Origin of the sequence: Bradyrhizobium sp. SRS-191 (assembly GCF_024586915.1) — a bacterium.
Lineage (GTDB): Bacteria > Pseudomonadota > Alphaproteobacteria > Rhizobiales > Xanthobacteraceae > Bradyrhizobium.
The window spans coordinates 254,562-270,634 of record NZ_JANBVS010000001.1 but is presented as its reverse complement, the minus strand read 5'-3'; the positions used below and the strand labels follow the sequence as shown (position 1 = coordinate 270,634).

Here is a 16,073-nt window from a genome sequence, read left to right as displayed (position 1 = left end):
TGACCGTGAGTTCGGCGGACGCTTTAGGAGAACAGCATGGCAGGAAGGCTCAAAGCCCTCGACGTCGAATGCGAAGAAAAGCCCGGCAAGTACGCAGACGGAGACGGCCTGTACCTCATCGTCGCCGGCCCCACTTCGAAGAACTGGAGCTACCGGTATTGGTTCAAGGGCAAGGAACGCTGGCATGGTCTGGGCTCCTTCAAGGACGTTTCGCTTAAGCAAGCGCGCCTTGCCCGCGACGCGGCGCGCCGGCAGGTGCGAGACGGAATCGATTTGGTGGAGAAGAAGCGCGTTGCTTGAATGGAGGCCAAGATGGCTGCGGTGCCGGTCGCCTGCCCGACCTTCGAAAAATGCGCCGAAGCGTACATCCGGGAGCATTGGTCGACCTGGAGCGAGAAGCACCGCAATCAATGGCCCTCCTCGCTGAAGCGCTACGCGTATCCTGCAATCGGGCATCTGACGGTCGCCGAAATCAAGCCGAGCCACATCTTTGATCTGCTCGCGCCAATCTGGGCCGAGAAGCGCGAAACCGCCAATCGGGTCCGCGGCCGCATCGAGACCATCATCGCAAAGAACGTGGATGTCGATGACACCGATTTCCGGAATCCGGCCGAGCTCACGAAGCAGCTTCGCGAGAAGCTCCCGAGGCGTCCAAAGAAAGCCGTCCAGCATCATCCATCATTGCCCTATGCCGAAGCGCCTCAGTTTATGGCCGCGCTCTCCAGCGCCTCCGGACGGGCGGCGACGATGCTCCGCTTCCTGATTCTCACCGGTTGTCGGACGAATGAAGTCGTCGAGGGAAGGTGGTCCGAAATTGACTGGCCCGCAGCTGCTTGGAAAATCCCGGGCGAGCGGATGAAGATGGACCAAGACCACCATGTGCCGCTAACCGCGCCGGCGCTGGCTATTCTCAACGAAATGCGCAACGGAAGTCAGGGCGGGCTGATCTTCCCGAATTCGGAAGGCGCCCAGTTCTCCGAGAACGCTATGCTAGCGGTGCTGGACCGGCTCGGCTTCGGTCACGTGACCGTGCATGGCTTTCGATCGACGTTCGCCACGTGGGCAGAGGAATGCACGGATTATCCCGACGGCGTCCGGGAGGCTGCACTGGCCCACAAGTACAAAAGCGAGACGACGGCGGCTTACCAGCGCGGCCAGAAGCTTGAGAAGCGCCGGGCTCTCATGAGAGACTGGGCGAACTTCCTACTACCGGCGACGCTCAAAATCGTGCCGATCCGGATAGCCGGGCTCTGACGCGTCGTCCCTTAAACCACTCAGAAGTCGGGCCTAAGCCTCTCTGCCATCTGACCTTAGCCCTCGAGCTTAATCCAGTTTGAAGTTCGTTCTGGCCCTCAACGAGGACCAGAGCATGAAGCGCAGCCGCTCTACGGAAGAGCAGATCATGTGGATTTTGAAGGAGCACCAGGCTGGCGTTCCGGTCGCCAATCTGTGCGGCAAGCATGGCGTGAGCGAGGCCAGCATTTACAGACGCCAGCATTTACAAGTGGAAGGCCAAGTTCGGCGGAAAGGACGTCTCGCAGGCCAAGCGGCTGAAGACCCTGGAGGACGAGAACACGCGGCTGAAACGGCTGCAGGCGGACGCCATGCAGGACAACGCAGCTCTGAAGGATCTTCTGGGAAAGAAGTGGTGACGCCCGCGGCTAATCGGAAAGCTGTCGCACATCTCGTGGGCGTTCACGGGATGAGCGAACGGCAGGCGTGTAAAGTCATCGGCTGTTACCGCATGACGGTCAGATATCAGACGAGCCGGGCCGATGATGCCGAGCTGCGGCAGCGCATGAGGGCGATCGCCCATGAGCGCCGCGCTTCGGCTATCGGCGTCGAGTGTGGCCGAGCGCCATTATAGTCTGCTCGCTAGCATCGGAGCACCGTGAGCAGCATTCCTTCGGCTATTGCGTAGTCACCGATACGGTGCTCGTAGCAGGAAACGACTTGGCCGAGCTTTCCAAAGCCCAAAGATCCGTCAATAGGCTGATGACCTGGGTCGATTTGTCCGTGTCGAGCAACGCGTCGGGCAGAACTGAGTAGACCGACCCAAGGCTTGCCGAGAAGACCGCCCCCGGTGCATATCCGTCGTGAACCTTGAAAAGGAAAAATGGCTGACCGCCATCGTTTCTTGGCAACTGATAGACATTCTCAAACACGTTCGGGTCAGTCCATTCCACTCTGACGATCTTCCCGAGATAGCCATAAATTGCTTCGACGGAGCGAAGCTCGAAATCCCAATCAACAAGTGGCCCTTCGGACTTCGACGACGACGCTTCGGCGGGCGCGCCGCAGAGATGCGAAGGCGATACTTTCATGTCGAATAGGTGGACTGGACCTGAGATCTGGACCTTGAGGTGAAGGGTGTACACGCCCCGATTTTCACTGATCGTGAGCTGCTTCGAAGGGCGAGCAGCAAGCGCATCGAGGTCCTTCTTCAGGAAGCAAATGCGAAACGAGCTTGCGCTCTTTGTTAGCTGAAACAAGTCTCCTTTCTGCTTCAAAGTTGGCAAGGAATTTGAGGATCCGCCAGCGGCGGCAGTGGCGGAAGCCGTTAGGTACTGGGGAAGCAGAGCCTTCGCTTCTTGGGCCGTCATCATCGGGCCTACGCCTTGTGCAGCACCCTCTCGCGATTCAAAATTGAGTCCGGCCGTCACAAGAACGTTGATGACATCATAGAATTGCGCGAAATCGTCCCATTTTGATGCGTCATTCTTGATCTCGTCGATGACAACACCGGCCTTGCGCTTGAGTGAGCTCACGGCGATCATCAGAAGCATTCTGCGGTCGTATCCGATCGCCATAAATGTCGCGAGCATTTGCTGTGTCAAAGGAGTCTGCAAGCCGTAGTAAAACTCCTGTGCATTCAAGTTTTGTATCGTCAGCTGCGTTTGAGCCGTACCCGACGCCTGAGGGTTAAGTGTGAATGTCCTGGCCGCATTAGCGGGGACAGTTGCCACCGGGACGGTTGCGGCGATCTGGCCGGTCAGCGAAGATTGTCCAACGGTTGTAGTATATTCTGTAAATTGCAGCGGGAGCTTATGGGCGGCTCGAAGGATGTTGAGGAGGATTGTATTGCTTTTGGTCGTTGCCGCTTCCTGATTATATTGCAGCGCCCGCGGCTCGAAGTGATCGACAGCTCCGCACCCTGATACAAGACAAAGAATAACTGAGGGAGCTACCCCACGTAATATATTGGTCCACCCCATTTTTACCCCCCATACAAAGACCCGATCAGGTTGTATTTGTATCAGTCTCGCAATTTTTGATAAGAGGGAGAACCGGATAATTTTAGGGGGTCAAAGCTCATGGCGAAAACCAGAAGGAAGCACACGAAAGAGAATCGGTTTGGCACTAGCAGCCAACTGTTCGACTACCTGCATGAGGGCCCACATCGGCTTGCTGTAACCGGAGGACTACTCCGGTTCAAAGACGATGAAGAAAGGGTTGGTTTTACGCCCAACGGACAGGATTGGATTGCATTGCCAGTGTCGAGCATTGAGGATGCCAAGCTCATTCGACCAGCTGCAAACGACCCAGCCGCCATAAGACATGTTCAACTTACCCTGACGCCGCCTTCAAGCGAAGAGAGCGCCCTATTTTCTCAATTGACCTCACTGCATCAAATCAAATCATCTTCGCTTGAAGCAACTCCCCCGAATGTGCCTCCGCCCGTGTGTCCCAACGGAATTCCACGATGGGTCGGCGACCATTGGATCTGCACCTGATCGATTGCCCCGCCGACCAGCTACCTGAGGTCCCTTACCAGTCGAACTTCCGCGCCGCGAAACGCAAGGGTCGAACCAACGTCGGCAAAAGGAACGGCCAGACGGGTGATCGTGGATCTCCCGAGCCCGTTCCTAAGCGTCTAGCGTAAACATCGAGGGATCATACTAAACAACCCTAGGGGATTAGTTTTCCAGCTACAATCATCACCGAAATGGGGCGAACTAAATGGACCAAGCTACGGATTCTGTTGACTTTCTCCAGAGTCTGGAGGCGCCGGTCTACGGGAATCAATCGAGCTCGATTTTTCTTGGGTTGGATTTTCGTTGGCCGACACCGTCACTGACCAGCGCGTTTCGTCGTGCTCGCGACGAATTATCCGAGACGCCTTTGCTTAGTTCGTCAAAGAAATGGCCAGACCTGCTCGCTTCATACGTCAAACGCTGTCTCGATCAGCGGCTGCTTGGGCTCTCGCTAGACAATTTCGATCAGAAAAAATGGGTGCTGCGCGACGCCAGTGCGCTCGGCGCCATGCTGATGCACATGGAGCCTCGCCAGGGTTCAACAGGCAAACTTCGTCTCATTAACAGCCGCCGGCGCCGTACCGAATACTCCACTTACCCGACCTCTCCACTCGTCGCCGAGGCGCTGGCGTTCCACATCTGGAGGTGGCTGGCATCTTCGCAGACCCAAACGCCGGAACCTGTGAGGATATTGGATCCTAGTATGGAAGGGGGACCTTTGCTGCTCGAAATCGCATTTCGAGCACAATCGTTGGCCGCTTGCCGGGACGGCAATGCTCTGGCCCGGTCTGCGGAGCTTGTCCTCTGCGGCGTCGACAAGAATCCAGCGTCGGCCACCATTGTGTCCGACCTCTTGCGGGCATGCCGATTACAATCAACGCTGCCGCGTGCTCGGTTCGATCTTCGATGTCAAGACGCTTTCGACGTCTTATCCAGCTGTGCGCCCCTAGATGGCGTGGTCAACAACCCGCCCTGGGGCGCGGCTACCGACGGGGCAGACAGCGAAAAGCTCGTTCGGTTCGGTCCATACGCCGGCTACCGAGATGTCTACATCGCTTTCATGGCACAAGCACTGAAGCGATTGCGGCCAGGGCGACCTTTCGGATTCGTCCTCCCCTTTCAGGTACTGACGGCGGCCAGTGCAGCAAAGCTGAGGGCGGAGCTATTGGAGAATTGCCAGATGGACCACGTCATATTGCTGCCGAAAAGCGCGTTTCCGCGTGCCACAGTCAAGACTGTCGCTCTGTTGGGTTGCCGTCGACAGAACGGAGAGCAGCAGGGTCGGCTGCATGTCGTTCGATACCCATTCGCGCGACGTGTCCGCGACGGCAGTTCACCAACGGTTACCTATCTGGCTGAAGAGGTAGTTAGACGCCTGGATTCTACGCCATGGTTGCCTATCGCAACGTGCGGGCCGCCCTTCGTATCGACCATGCCGATAACGCGCCTCGGAGACGTGACGGCGGTAAAGCTGGGAATCGAGCCGTACCGTGTTGGCCGTGGACACCCCGAACAGACGCGCCAGGATCTCAGAACCCGCCCCTTTACCTTTGAGCGCGCTCATAGAGGAACGACACCCGTGGTCCGCAGTCGACACGTCTCACCGTTTCGCGTCGACGCTATCTCTGAACATGTTCGAATTGGCCCGTGGCTGGCGTCACATGGTGATCATACGACGTTCATGCACCAACCCCGTGTCTTCGTCCGTCAGATCTGCGGCCGAGACGGCACCCTCGTCGCGGCAATAGCACCTTTGCACACAGTGTCCCGTTATGGCGTCTTTACGATCATTTGTGATAACATTAGCCCAGATATCCTGTGTGCGCTCTTGAATTCCGGAGCAGCTGCCGGTTATGTGAGAACCCATTGCGCGGGGTATCATAAGGAAAGTTTTGGGCGGATAAGCGCGCCGGATCTTCGCAGTTTTCCTGTGCCGACGATACTGTTGCGTGGCAATGGCGGATCGGCCGGCAGCTCACTTCGAGCTAAATTGCGGCACAGGGTCAGACGCATAAGAAACATGATCGGGGACGCCCATTCGATCAACTTCAGTCACGCATTGAGGGAGATAGACCTGCTAATCGATCGAGCTTTCGGCGCGGCATAGCCCGGTTGACTATTTTCATGCTCACGGTGGGCAACCGCTAACAGTTTTAAGGAAAGGTTTGATGCCCGACGAGAAAGAGTGGCGGCCTCGGCGAAAGCATCGGCGACACATATATTACAAGGTTCAGATTTTTGATGACACGTCGTTGACGTGGCTCGATGAGAAGAGCGCCTTCGATGAGGTAGCCAGCGCCAAACGCTTTGTGGCAGAACAGTGCGCGGGCAGGAAGACTCGCATTATGGTTGTCGATGGGAGAAATCGTCATCCTCTTCAGGAGTGAGCCAACGCTCGGGCTCGCTCGTACCTCCATTTGTCAATGATGTCGCGATAGAGTTGCCTTTCGTCATAGACTCTCGAACGAACGGAAGCTTGTAATTTGAAGGGCTCGTGCGGGCAATGTGTAGTCCACGCCGACTTATTGAAACCTACGCCCGTAGATCGGGTCGGCAAATTTTGGCTGAAGCGCGAAGATAACTTCACGGTATGTGGGGTCAATGGCGGAAAGGCGCGCGCGTGCTTTGCACTTGCCTCACGAGCCAACCGCGGTTTGATAACCGCGGCGGCCAGACAAAGTCCACAAAGCGTTATTGTCGCAGCGATAGCGCGAGGAACTGGTTTGCCCTGCCGGATTCATACCGCGGCCGGCGCCATGACTCAAGAGTTGGCGCGAGCCGGCAAACTAGGCGCCGAGATCATTTTCCACCAGGCTGGATATAACACAGTGATAAATCGTCGTGCCCTCGACGATGGCGCGGCAACAGGCTGGACCGTCATTCCGTTTGGAATGGCATGCTCGGAGGCTGTTCAACTCACCGCACGGCAGGTGATAAACATTCCGGACAGCGCCAAACGCCTTGTTGTGCCAGTTGGATCGGGGGTAACGCTGGCCGGCGTTCTCGCTGGTCTTAGCGAGATTGAACGATGCCTGCCAGTTATCGGCGTTGTCGTTGGCGCTGACCCCATGCGCCGCCTTGATCAATTGGCGCCTCCGGGTTGGCGCAGCCTCGTGCAGTTAAGACAGTCGAGGTCACCCTACAGACGGTCTCCGAAAAGGACTCATTTGGGCGATGTCGCCCTCGACCCAATCTACGAGGCAAAATGCCTTAGCTTTCTGAAACCGGAAGACTGCTTATGGGTGGTGGGCCACCGCGACAGCGAGCTATAACAGTCGCCCATCGTCTTACGCGAGACCGAATGACACGCGAGCAGACTTATGTCTCGTCAGCCAAGTCTCCGTTTCGCCTTTCTACGCGATCTGTATCGTTCGGGTACTCGGATTTCGGCTCTACAAAATACTCGACGAACATCTTTCTGAAGCTTGGAATTTGCGGAGGAATTGGCCACGACTTTAACACCTCCACAACCTTCTCGCGCCATTTCTCTTTTTCCCACGACTGCGCGAGCCGGTAATAGGCATATTCGTAGTGGGGGTTTAGCGCGATTGCCCGTCGAAGATACTGGCGAGCCAATGGGAGGTCGGTGGATTGTCCCCGCACCAGATAGAGCGTTCCGATATTGCTGAGCGTCTCGACTCCCGCCGGCAACAGCATTTCACATTTTCGGAGCTCGTCCAATGCTCGGTCCAGAAGATCTCCAACACGCAGATCAGCGAATTCGCGCGCTTCGAGAACGCTCGGTTGCTCGCTTGCAAGCTTCTTCGCTTCTACCGCGGCATAAAGAAAGCAATCGCCGAGCGCATTGAACTTTGCCCATTCGACTTGCCTGCGTGTGTCGGGGGACCAGCCTTCGACGACGCCTGCCGGAGCCGCTGCAACTTTGGCAGATACGCGGTCGAGAACCGCTTGGACCACGTCCGTTATCTGTTCCACGTGCTGCCGATGATCGTTGATGATCCTGTGGAGCTCCTGTACGGCCACGACGTGATTGATCTTCCGCCACTGGACGGTGCGGTTGGCCCAAGCGTCCGCCAAGGTGGCTAGGGCCAGTGTCAAAAGCGGCTTATCTTCAAGCGCCTGGGGATCTGGGGGAAACGGCGCGCCTGCAGCCAGCTTGAGGCGCGTCCGAACGAGGCTTTCCAAACGCTGTATGGACTCATTTATAGGGTCGAGCCCATAGAGATTTCGCAGGTGCGCCACCGCGCTGTTGTATGCCGCCTTCTCGTGCAAGGCTGCGTCATTCGGAGTTTCGCGCTCCACGTGATCAAAATGAGCGGCTGCATCGTCGTGCCGCTCCAGGAGGTCGAGTGCGATGCCCTCAAATATATGAGCCTCGAGCAGTTCCGGGCGGGCCTTCCGCACCGTCTCGAAAATATCGCGTGCCTCTTCGAGCCGGCTCCATGGCGATGGCCCGTTCTTCGGTGAGGAAGCCGACAGATACGACTTCAACCCTTCCAGTCCGGTTCGCAGGTCATTTGCGAATTCGGCAACGCCGACATCGCCCTCTCGAGCCAAAGCATAAAGCATCTTGTACGTGACCTCTTCGGACACACGACGAAGAGCCTCTTCCGACTGCCCCTCACCTGTGGCGCTGACGGTGACCATCCGGGCTCTCTGCCGCCCAGCATATAGGTTCCTGTTACGTTCTGGCAAGGGCGCCGTGAGCCGCGCACAGATTCGTTTGTTGCCGTCGACGTACACTGTTCCCAACACCTCTGTCGGCTGTGGAACCATCCATCGGAAAATGGCAGTAAAGGCGCGCGAAAGTGAGCCGAGATTGACGCCCCAGATGGTTAGATCGCTCGAACTAAGCGAAGCGGCAATACCATATTGCTGGGCGTCAGAGCCGATCGGCGGAATCGCCGCTGGCAGCACAGATGCCTCCATGACCAGCAGCCCCGACGTCACGGACGCCGGCTTTGGCGCCGCCCAATGTGAAAAATAATGGGCAATCATGCTTTTGGCGTTCTGGTTGCTGCTGTCGCTCACGTCGGCAAGCACCCACTTGGCTGAGCGGCTCCAAAATGCATAGAACAATATGCCTCGCAATAGCAGGATTAACCCTATGGCGATTGCAAACGGAAGCGCAGCAAGCAGCCAGTACACCAATTTTGCCCAAGGCGGACGCCCCCACCACGGTCCGTCATCGGCAAGCAATTTTGCTATGCGGTCCAGGACATGTCTGTCAGTTGCCTTCGCCAGCATGGCTGTCAATTGCTTGGAAGCATCATCCGCTCTTCCGTCGGCGATCAAACGCATAATCGCGTCCAGTTGGATCATTTCCCGATGGGCGGCGATGACTTCACTGAGCTGAGATTTCGCCTGATCCTGTTGAGCTTTCTGCAGGTCAGCTTTCGCCAGCACATCTCTCAGAACGCCTTCTGCTCCCAAGAAATCCGCATGCTCCTGCATCTGCTGGGCCTTGAGGATTTCTGCTGCTCCTGGAGGTATAGACCGGCTGGTCGGGGTTGAATCCTGACTTGAAGGAGATGCCGTCGGAGCCGGGCCGGTTATTTTTGTTGGCGGCGCAGGTGGAGCTTGGATGAGAATGGGAAGGTAAGATGTCGCGGGAAGGACGGTCAGTATGGCTGGAGCAAGGCCAGGTAGCGCAATCTTTTCCAGCGTGATCGTCCCAGGCGATATGGAGGACGGCATCCCTATGGAAATCACCGTCGATGGCTCAGCGAGGGCGGGAGACGCGCAGCAGGTGTTTGGAGGACAGGTGTCTTGACGAGACATGGCGAGGCACGGCCGTCCGATCTGCACGCCAGCCGCACGAGTATCTGCGCAAGTAGGTCCGGTGGAAGGCTGAAGCGACCAGAAAAAGTCGGAGTTTAGCCAGGTCGGCAGGGTGCATGATGTCGACGCCCCGGCCTCCGCAGGTCCATTGTTCGATTTGTCCGGCGCCGGCGTCCTTGCCCGATCCTTCAAGCCGCCACGCGACCGTTGCGGACAAGGGGCTGAAGCCCCTACTCGCCCTCGCGCTCCGGTATCAGTGATGGAGAGTGAGGTAGTGCAAGCCTTTGCGGTTGATGTGCCAAGATCCGCGCACATCATCAAGACAAGAAACGCAACGGAAAGGAGAAACCATCGCGCTACGGGTAGCATATCTGCTGGGTCCAATTGGATAGTGCGAATGGTGACGATATGATCTCAAGCTTTGGTCCATATACGCTGCTGCGCTAGCGAGAAGACACAGTGCCGCTGGCAGTTTATCATCAAGAATTGAACATGCGCAATCATATGACCTGAGATTGAACATCGCTTGGCTAACCGCGCTCCAAAACCGTCCGCCATCAACCTGTCGGACTCCTGCCGAGACCTCGGCCTCGGGCGCCGGGGTCGCTCGGGAGCTGGACCGGCTGGTCGGCGAGCGTGGCAAGCCCAAAACGGTGGTGAGCGACAACGGCAGCGAGCTGACGAGCAATGCCATCCTGACATGGACCGATCAGAGCCGGGTCGGCTGGCACGACATCGCGCCCAGCAAGCCCATGCGGAACGCCTTCATCGTGAGCTTCAACGGCCGCCTGCGGGATGAATTGCTGAATGAAACCCTGTTCACCTCGCTCGCCCAGGCCCGCGTCGCGCTCGGAAGCGGCGGGCCGACTATAACGACGCTCGGCCGCACTCCAGCTCGGATGCAAGACGCCATCCGAGTTCGCTGCCACCTGCAATCCGCGTCGGGATCTGGCGCTGCGCGATGTCGAAGGCTCCGCGGCAGCTCCCGCCGCTACCCCCGCCCGGATCGGCACATCCAGCCGCCCGAACGAACTCAGACCGGGATAAAGCTTGCGTGCAAGGTCACTGCAGCAGAAGTATCGGCGTTCGTCGGACACCAGGCGCCGATCACGCTCAAGGGAGACTTCCGCTTTGCATTGGCAAGCTGACGTTTATGAGTACAAGCCCCTAGTTGCCGCGCGTAGGTCGCGACCGTAGTTCGGTCATCCGAGTACGAAGCGGAACAGCGAAATTACCCGCCACATCAACGGCGTGAGCCGGTTTGTGCGGAGGAGTCTATCTCCGCCACCGGCGCTCAGATGCTTGGTGACTGCAGACTTCCAAAACACACACAAGGGGGAGCTACAGCTATGCATCGCTAACACCCCGCCGCCTGACAAACTAGGTCGTGAGGGATGCCGTCGCACGATAGCTGTATTGACTGGATCATCAATCCAGGGTTCGTGGCCGACATGTCCTCATCGAGTGCTCCACGTTTATGTCGTCTCCGCTGGCCACGATCCGTCGGGACGCGGCGGCCAGAGCCGCGGCACGAGAAACCCTATTCTTGCTTTTCGAAGCTTGAAACCCGGATGGCTCGCTGGCAGGTCGTGGACCCCCGGCCTGTGCGGTTCGGTCGGAATGCGCTCCGGCCTTGGCTCGGCGCCGAGCCACAGAGCGAGCCGACCACGCCAAGCTGCATACGGCTCAGATCCCTCGTCGACGATGGTCCACCTTCCGCGATCAACGTCAGCGAACTGAGCGAGCGCAACGAGATCCGGCCGCTGCGCTAGTAAAGTCCAAACTCCCGCACCATGATCCCGATCGTTGATTATGACGGGATCACGTCTTTCCGCGATCCGCATGGCCACAGCGAATCCAATTAACTCATCGCCCTGAATGAGACGACGCGCTGACGGCGCCGGTTGCTCCTGCTGCAGTTTGGCACTCGGGAACTCAGAAAACCCTCTGGATCTAATCCAGAGATGGAATGATCTTGGCTGAATGTTGCGCCGCTTCAGCGATGCAGCATAGTACGGGATAGCCGCCCTGCAGAGCTTCTGCTCGTCCGGCGTTAACGACCGAAATCTAGCGAGCGCGAGATCTCGTCGCATTCGACCATGTTCCGGATAGCTGCTCCATGCTGCCGCGAAGTCTTCCGGTTCGTCTTCAGCAGATCCATGCGAATAGCGTCCCCCTTGGAAGGGGGTAAGGGGGAAGATTCAGGTTCAGGTTCAGAGATTAGCCCCTGGCTGCAGTGCGAGGTCTGGTCGAGTCCTGGCTTAGGACTGACCAAGGGCAGTACCCCTTGGTGCTCGCCAGGGCTAAATTCAGCGCCGTTCGGATTTAGTCCTGGCAGCCAGCTAGGGCTAACAGCCACCGCGCCCGCCGTTGCTTTCGGCACGCGTTCGCCGCGCGCCCGCGCTTCGATCGGATCTGGATCGGCGTCGTAGAGCAGCTTGATCTTGTCGCTGGTGCGTTTGCCGCGCCCTTCGGTATTGCGGTTCCCACATGAGTCGAGCCACTGCGCGGTCCGGCGGATCGCGCCAATCTCATCGAGCCACGACAGCCGGCGCCGAACGGTATCAGCCGACAATTCGCAATCCTCAGCCAGCGTCGGAATGCCAACAAAGCATACCCCATCGCCGTCGACATATAGTGCAAGCATCGACAGCACCATCTTTGCCTGGATGTTGCCGAGCCGCAGATTCCGCGCCCATGCGTGCGCCTCATCGGCAGCTATGCGACGCGGTCGCCGTTTCGCAACCTTCATTTCAAATCTCTCGCTTGAAGTCACTCAGGAGAATGCTCACCGCACGCACGGGTGGGCAAGCCAAGCCCAAGTTGGGCTGTTCGCTACTTATCTTGCTCGATGGCGGCGAGCGGTCTCCTCCGCGAGGCGGCGCTGTATGAGCGCCCGGATCGACGGCCAGGTGATCTTTCGGGCGCCGCCCTCCCTGTAGCTCTCGACCTCGCCGTTCTTGATCAGCTCATAAAGCTTGGCGCGAGCAACCCCTAGAAAGTTCATGGCCTCGTTCGGTGAGGCGACATACGATCCGTTCGGGCCAAGTTGCAGGTAATTGATCTTGTTGACTTCTTCGGTCATCTGCTCGTCTACCGTAGTTGTTCGCGCGAATTGGAGATTACGCGAGCGGACAATGAGACGCGCATCAGGAGAGCACACCTGGGGGGCGCACATAGAGCTTACGTAGGAACGGAATAATCAATAAAAATCAATAAATTAGCCACATAAGAGTTCTTGTCGCCGGCTGCGAATTTTGGTCATTTTTCACCTGACTCACGGCGCCGGGTATTCACCAGTTCCTCGAAACTGCCCCATGTAGTGTCAGCTGTCCTTTCGGGAATCGTGCAATAGCGGCGATCGCCCGTTTCCCTATGAAGCTGCTCAAGCATGCGCTCTACTGTTTGGCGGCTTATCGCGCCTTCCAAATCCAGGCGTCTGATCAGTGCGGCGATTGAATCCTGCTGAGCAGACCATTCGCCGCCATTTACTAGGCCGATAGTTCGGTCTCTCAACTCTCGCGCCTTAGACGGGCGACCGATCCGTGGCTTTTTGCTTGAATGCTGAGTTGGCCAATTGCCCATCTTTTTGGATCGTTCGTACCATGCGTCGAATTGATCGCATCGCAAGTACAACGCCGAATGCAATATCGCAGCCGCGAGCTCCCGGGTGTCCGCTTTGCGTGCCAAGCTCTCAGGGCGAACTGCATAGTCGGGTAGAACACCCCGGATCGGTATCATCTCTTTGACGAGATCAAGCGGCACTTCGAGATGCGGCTGCTCAGGTTCTGCAGGTGAATGCGGCTGGACATAAACTGCCAACTTACCTTTTAGCATGGCTTTCATGACGATCTGCGCGGCGTGCTCGCTTCGCGCTCCCAATCCGACCGATAACCGCCGATCATGTTTCTTGATTTCCGTTATCGCCAGTGGTTGTCCTAGGCTGCCGTACATACCAGTCTCAAGCAGCGATACGGCCTCCGAAATCAGCAGCAATTCGGTTTCTTTGCGACGCTTGCTCATAGCGATGTTACTCGATCGACAGTCTTGCCCGCGGCATTTACTTCCTCCAGGCGCATGACTCTGTCGAAGGGACCAAAATCTCCCAGTTCTATCAGTTGCGCGATGCTCATTGGTGCACCCCGACCAAAAGCAATCCCAACCCGATGATCCTTATGATGGTCTCTCGTACAATCGAGTGCAAATAGGGGAACAGCCAGACAAGGCAAAGCTGGATCTGACGAGGCAAGCGGAACGATCATCCTCCCTACCCATGCAAAGAAGTCATTGAACTGACTGTGCTTTCTATCGACGGAAGATCGTGGGGTCTGGAATCTACGGCGAAAAGCTACGACAGGCGCGCTAGGTCACGAGCCCGGCAGCCTCGAGTGCCGGCCAAGACTAGCCGAGCCGACCGACGGTGAGCCCCTCCCACCACTGGTCACGCAGGTCGTGGCGTGGTCCGGGTGGCGCGGTTCTCCTCGCGCGTCTGCGCCTCGTCCAGCCCGCGGATGAAGAGCAGATAGGTGATCTGCTCGATCACCTCGATTGGATTGGAGATGCCGCCCGACCAGAACGCATTCCAGACATTGTCGATCTTGGACCGAAGTTCCCCCGTCAGCATGTCGTCCCTTCGTCAGAATCGGTTGTCCAGACCCGTTTTGGACCTTGATATTGCACATGATGTCAAAAGCTTGCACAATCTGACGTAGAGAAAAATACCGTTCAAGGGGATCGTCCAAGGGAATCCGATAAGGGGATCATCGGGGTGGAATGGTACTTCAGGGACATTTCTGACGATCCGAGCGAGAAGGAGCTGACCCAGCAGGACCAGTTCAACAACGACGAGGTCGTGCTGGCGGAAGCCCTGGTTCGCGAGACCATCCAGAACTCGACCGATGCCGGGGTCCACGGATCTGGTCCGGTCCGCGTCCGCTTCGCCCTGGTCGAGCCGAGCTCGGCCGAAAGCCGGCAGTATTTTTCCTCGTTGCTCGCTGGTCTGGCGCCGCATCTCGACGCCTGCCGTATGCCGCTGCCCAACGGCTCCCAGCGCTTCCTGGTGATCGAAGACTTCGCCACCACCGGCCTGCTCGGCTCGATCGAGCACAAGGACGACGGCCAATTCTGCGGGTTCTGGCGTCGCTTCGGGCGTTCGAACAAGAGGGGCGCCGACGGCGGGCGCTGGGGTCTTGGCAAGCTGGTATTCTCCTCGTCCTCGTCGATCAGGACCCTGGTCGGCCTGACCCGGCGCGCGGCAAGTCCAGACGCCTGCCTGATGGGCCAGGCGATCCTGAAGAACCACCGCCTCGGTGATGTCGAGATGGATTCGGTCGGCTTCTGGTGCCTGCCCTCCGGCAAGAAGGGCCTGCCGTCGACCGACAGGAATGTCTGCGACGGCTTTTCACGGATTGCCCAGCTCGAGCGAACCGAGCAGACCGGTCTCTCGCTCGTCATCCCTTACGTGCTGCCGGATATCGAAGCGAAGCATCTGATCCAGGCGACACTGAAGAACTACTATTTTCCGATCCTGACGGGCCGCCTGATCGTGGACGTCAATGGCAGCCTGATCAGCGCTGAGACCTTCGACCAGGTCTCCGCCGAGCTCGGCAGCGACGCGATCGCGCCGTCCCTGCTCTCCTTTGTGCGGCAGCTTCAGGCCCTCCGATCCGTTCCGCCGACCGTGACGCTGCCTGAGGGGTGGCAAAATGCGCCGATCACGGGCGAGCAGCTCGGCGAGGAGCTCACGACCAAATTGCGGGAGGGATTCAAATCCGGGGAGATGCTGTCCATCAGGGCGCCGCTCACGGTCAGCCCGAAGGCCAAGGGAAGCGACAGGCGGGCGACGCATGTCGACCTCTTCCTGAGGTCGTCATCGCCCGGCGAGCGGTCGCAGACCCTAGTTGTCCGCGGTTCGATTACGGTGCCAACTGAAGGCAAAAAGGCACATTTGCCGGACTGCCATGCGGCGCTCGTTGCAGACCATGAAGTGGTCAGCCAGTTTTTGGGCGATGCCGAAAACCCCGCGCATACCCAATGGAACGAGCGCGCCGAGAAGCTGCGCGCCAATTGGACGAGCCCGCATCTCGTCCTGCGTCGCATCCGCAACGTCCTTCACGAGCTCCACGCCATCGTCGCGGACCGCATCGAGCGCGAGGACCCGACGGCTCTGCTCGACTTCTTCTCGATCCCGCAGCAGCGACCGAAGGACAAGGCTCCCAAGGGAGCAAGCGAGCGTCCACCAAACCTGCCACCGCCGCGCCCCAACCCGTTTCGTATCCAGCGCAAGGCCGGAGGGTTCACGCTGACACCCGACACCAAGGCCCCTCCCGAGACCTTTCCGTTCAAGATCAAGCTGCGCTGCGCCTACGATGTCCTGAACGGCAATCCATTCCGGCGCTTCAGCGACGACGATTTCACCTTCTTCAAGAACGAGCTGAAGATCGAGAAGCAGAATGCCGATTGCTGGCCCACCGACCCGAACGAGCTCGAGATCGTCGCCCGATCAGCCGACTTCAAGATCGAGGTCGTCGGCTTCGACGTCAACCGCGACCTCGTCGTGGAGGCTCAGAGCTGATC

At 58.1% G+C, this 16,073-nt stretch carries 10 protein-coding genes and 3 pseudogenes; 7 read left to right on the top strand and 6 right to left on the bottom strand.

The genetic code is table 11. The annotated features are described in order from the left end of the window. Positions 1 to 36: 36 nt before the first annotated feature. The 3 genes and pseudogenes from NLR35_RS01465 to NLR35_RS01455 all read left to right on the top strand — a co-directional run. Positions 37 to 300 (top strand): Arm DNA-binding domain-containing protein, encoded by a 264-nt coding sequence (locus NLR35_RS01465; protein WP_257164787.1) that lies wholly within the window; start codon positions 37 to 39, stop codon positions 298 to 300. A 12-nt stretch (positions 301 to 312) separates the two neighbouring features. After that, the gene (locus tag NLR35_RS01460; protein WP_257164786.1) at positions 313 to 1,254 is read left to right on the top strand and encodes a site-specific integrase; all 942 of its coding nucleotides are present in this window, start codon (positions 313 to 315) and stop codon (positions 1,252 to 1,254) included. Positions 1,255 to 1,369: 115 nt separating this feature from the next. Continuing rightward, positions 1,370 to 1,842 (top strand): annotated as a pseudogene (locus NLR35_RS01455) (transposase); the annotation flags it as partial. Positions 1,843 to 1,910: 68 nt separating this feature from the next. Here NLR35_RS01455 and NLR35_RS01450 read toward each other — a convergent pair. Beyond that, positions 1,911 to 3,215 carry a hypothetical protein gene (locus NLR35_RS01450; protein ID WP_257164785.1) on the bottom strand — a complete coding sequence of 435 codons (1,305 nt, stop codon included), beginning with the start codon at positions 3,213 to 3,215 and terminating at the stop codon, positions 1,911 to 1,913. Positions 3,216 to 3,960: 745 nt separating this feature from the next. Between NLR35_RS01450 and NLR35_RS01445 the strand changes: the two genes are divergently transcribed. Continuing rightward, on the top strand, positions 3,961 to 5,862 hold the full coding sequence (locus tag NLR35_RS01445) for an SAM-dependent methyltransferase (protein ID WP_257164784.1): 1,902 nt from the start codon (positions 3,961 to 3,963) through the stop codon (positions 5,860 to 5,862). Between the two features lie 376 nt (positions 5,863 to 6,238). Continuing rightward, on the top strand, positions 6,239 to 7,027 hold the full coding sequence (locus NLR35_RS34290; protein WP_374940779.1) for a pyridoxal-phosphate dependent enzyme: 789 nt from the start codon (positions 6,239 to 6,241) through the stop codon (positions 7,025 to 7,027). Between the two features lie 46 nt (positions 7,028 to 7,073). On the opposite strand, the gene NLR35_RS01435 is transcribed toward NLR35_RS34290, so the two are convergent. Continuing rightward, the gene (locus NLR35_RS01435; RefSeq protein ID WP_257164782.1) at positions 7,074 to 9,170 is read right to left on the bottom strand and encodes a lipopolysaccharide assembly protein LapB; all 2,097 of its coding nucleotides are present in this window, start codon (positions 9,168 to 9,170) and stop codon (positions 7,074 to 7,076) included. Positions 9,171 to 10,072: 902 nt separating this feature from the next. On the opposite strand from NLR35_RS01435, the pseudogene NLR35_RS01430 reads away from it, so the two are divergent. Further along, positions 10,073 to 10,544: pseudogene (locus NLR35_RS01430) on the top strand (integrase core domain-containing protein); the annotation flags it as partial. A 1,006-nt stretch (positions 10,545 to 11,550) separates the two neighbouring features. Here the strand turns inward: NLR35_RS01430 and NLR35_RS01425 are convergent. The 4 genes and pseudogenes from NLR35_RS01425 to NLR35_RS01410 all read right to left on the bottom strand — a co-directional run. Then, a complete protein-coding gene (locus tag NLR35_RS01425; protein ID WP_257164781.1) occupies positions 11,551 to 12,249 on the bottom strand; it encodes a helix-turn-helix domain-containing protein in 699 nt (232 codons plus the stop codon). Between the two features lie 87 nt (positions 12,250 to 12,336). Continuing rightward, positions 12,337 to 12,582, bottom strand: a complete 246-nt coding sequence (locus tag NLR35_RS01420) for a helix-turn-helix domain-containing protein (protein WP_257164780.1) — start codon at positions 12,580 to 12,582, stop codon at positions 12,337 to 12,339. 176 nt (positions 12,583 to 12,758) lie between these two features. Continuing rightward, positions 12,759 to 13,520, bottom strand: coding sequence for a hypothetical protein (locus tag NLR35_RS01415; protein ID WP_257164779.1), 762 nt, complete (start codon positions 13,518 to 13,520; stop codon positions 12,759 to 12,761). A gap of 439 nt (positions 13,521 to 13,959) precedes the next feature. After that, positions 13,960 to 14,121: pseudogene (locus NLR35_RS01410) on the bottom strand (type I restriction-modification system subunit M N-terminal domain-containing protein); the annotation flags it as partial. Between the two features lie 144 nt (positions 14,122 to 14,265). On the opposite strand from NLR35_RS01410, the gene NLR35_RS01405 reads away from it, so the two are divergent. Beyond that, positions 14,266 to 16,071, top strand: coding sequence for a hypothetical protein (locus tag NLR35_RS01405; RefSeq protein WP_257164778.1), 1,806 nt, complete (start codon positions 14,266 to 14,268; stop codon positions 16,069 to 16,071). Positions 16,072 to 16,073 lie beyond the last annotated feature (2 nt).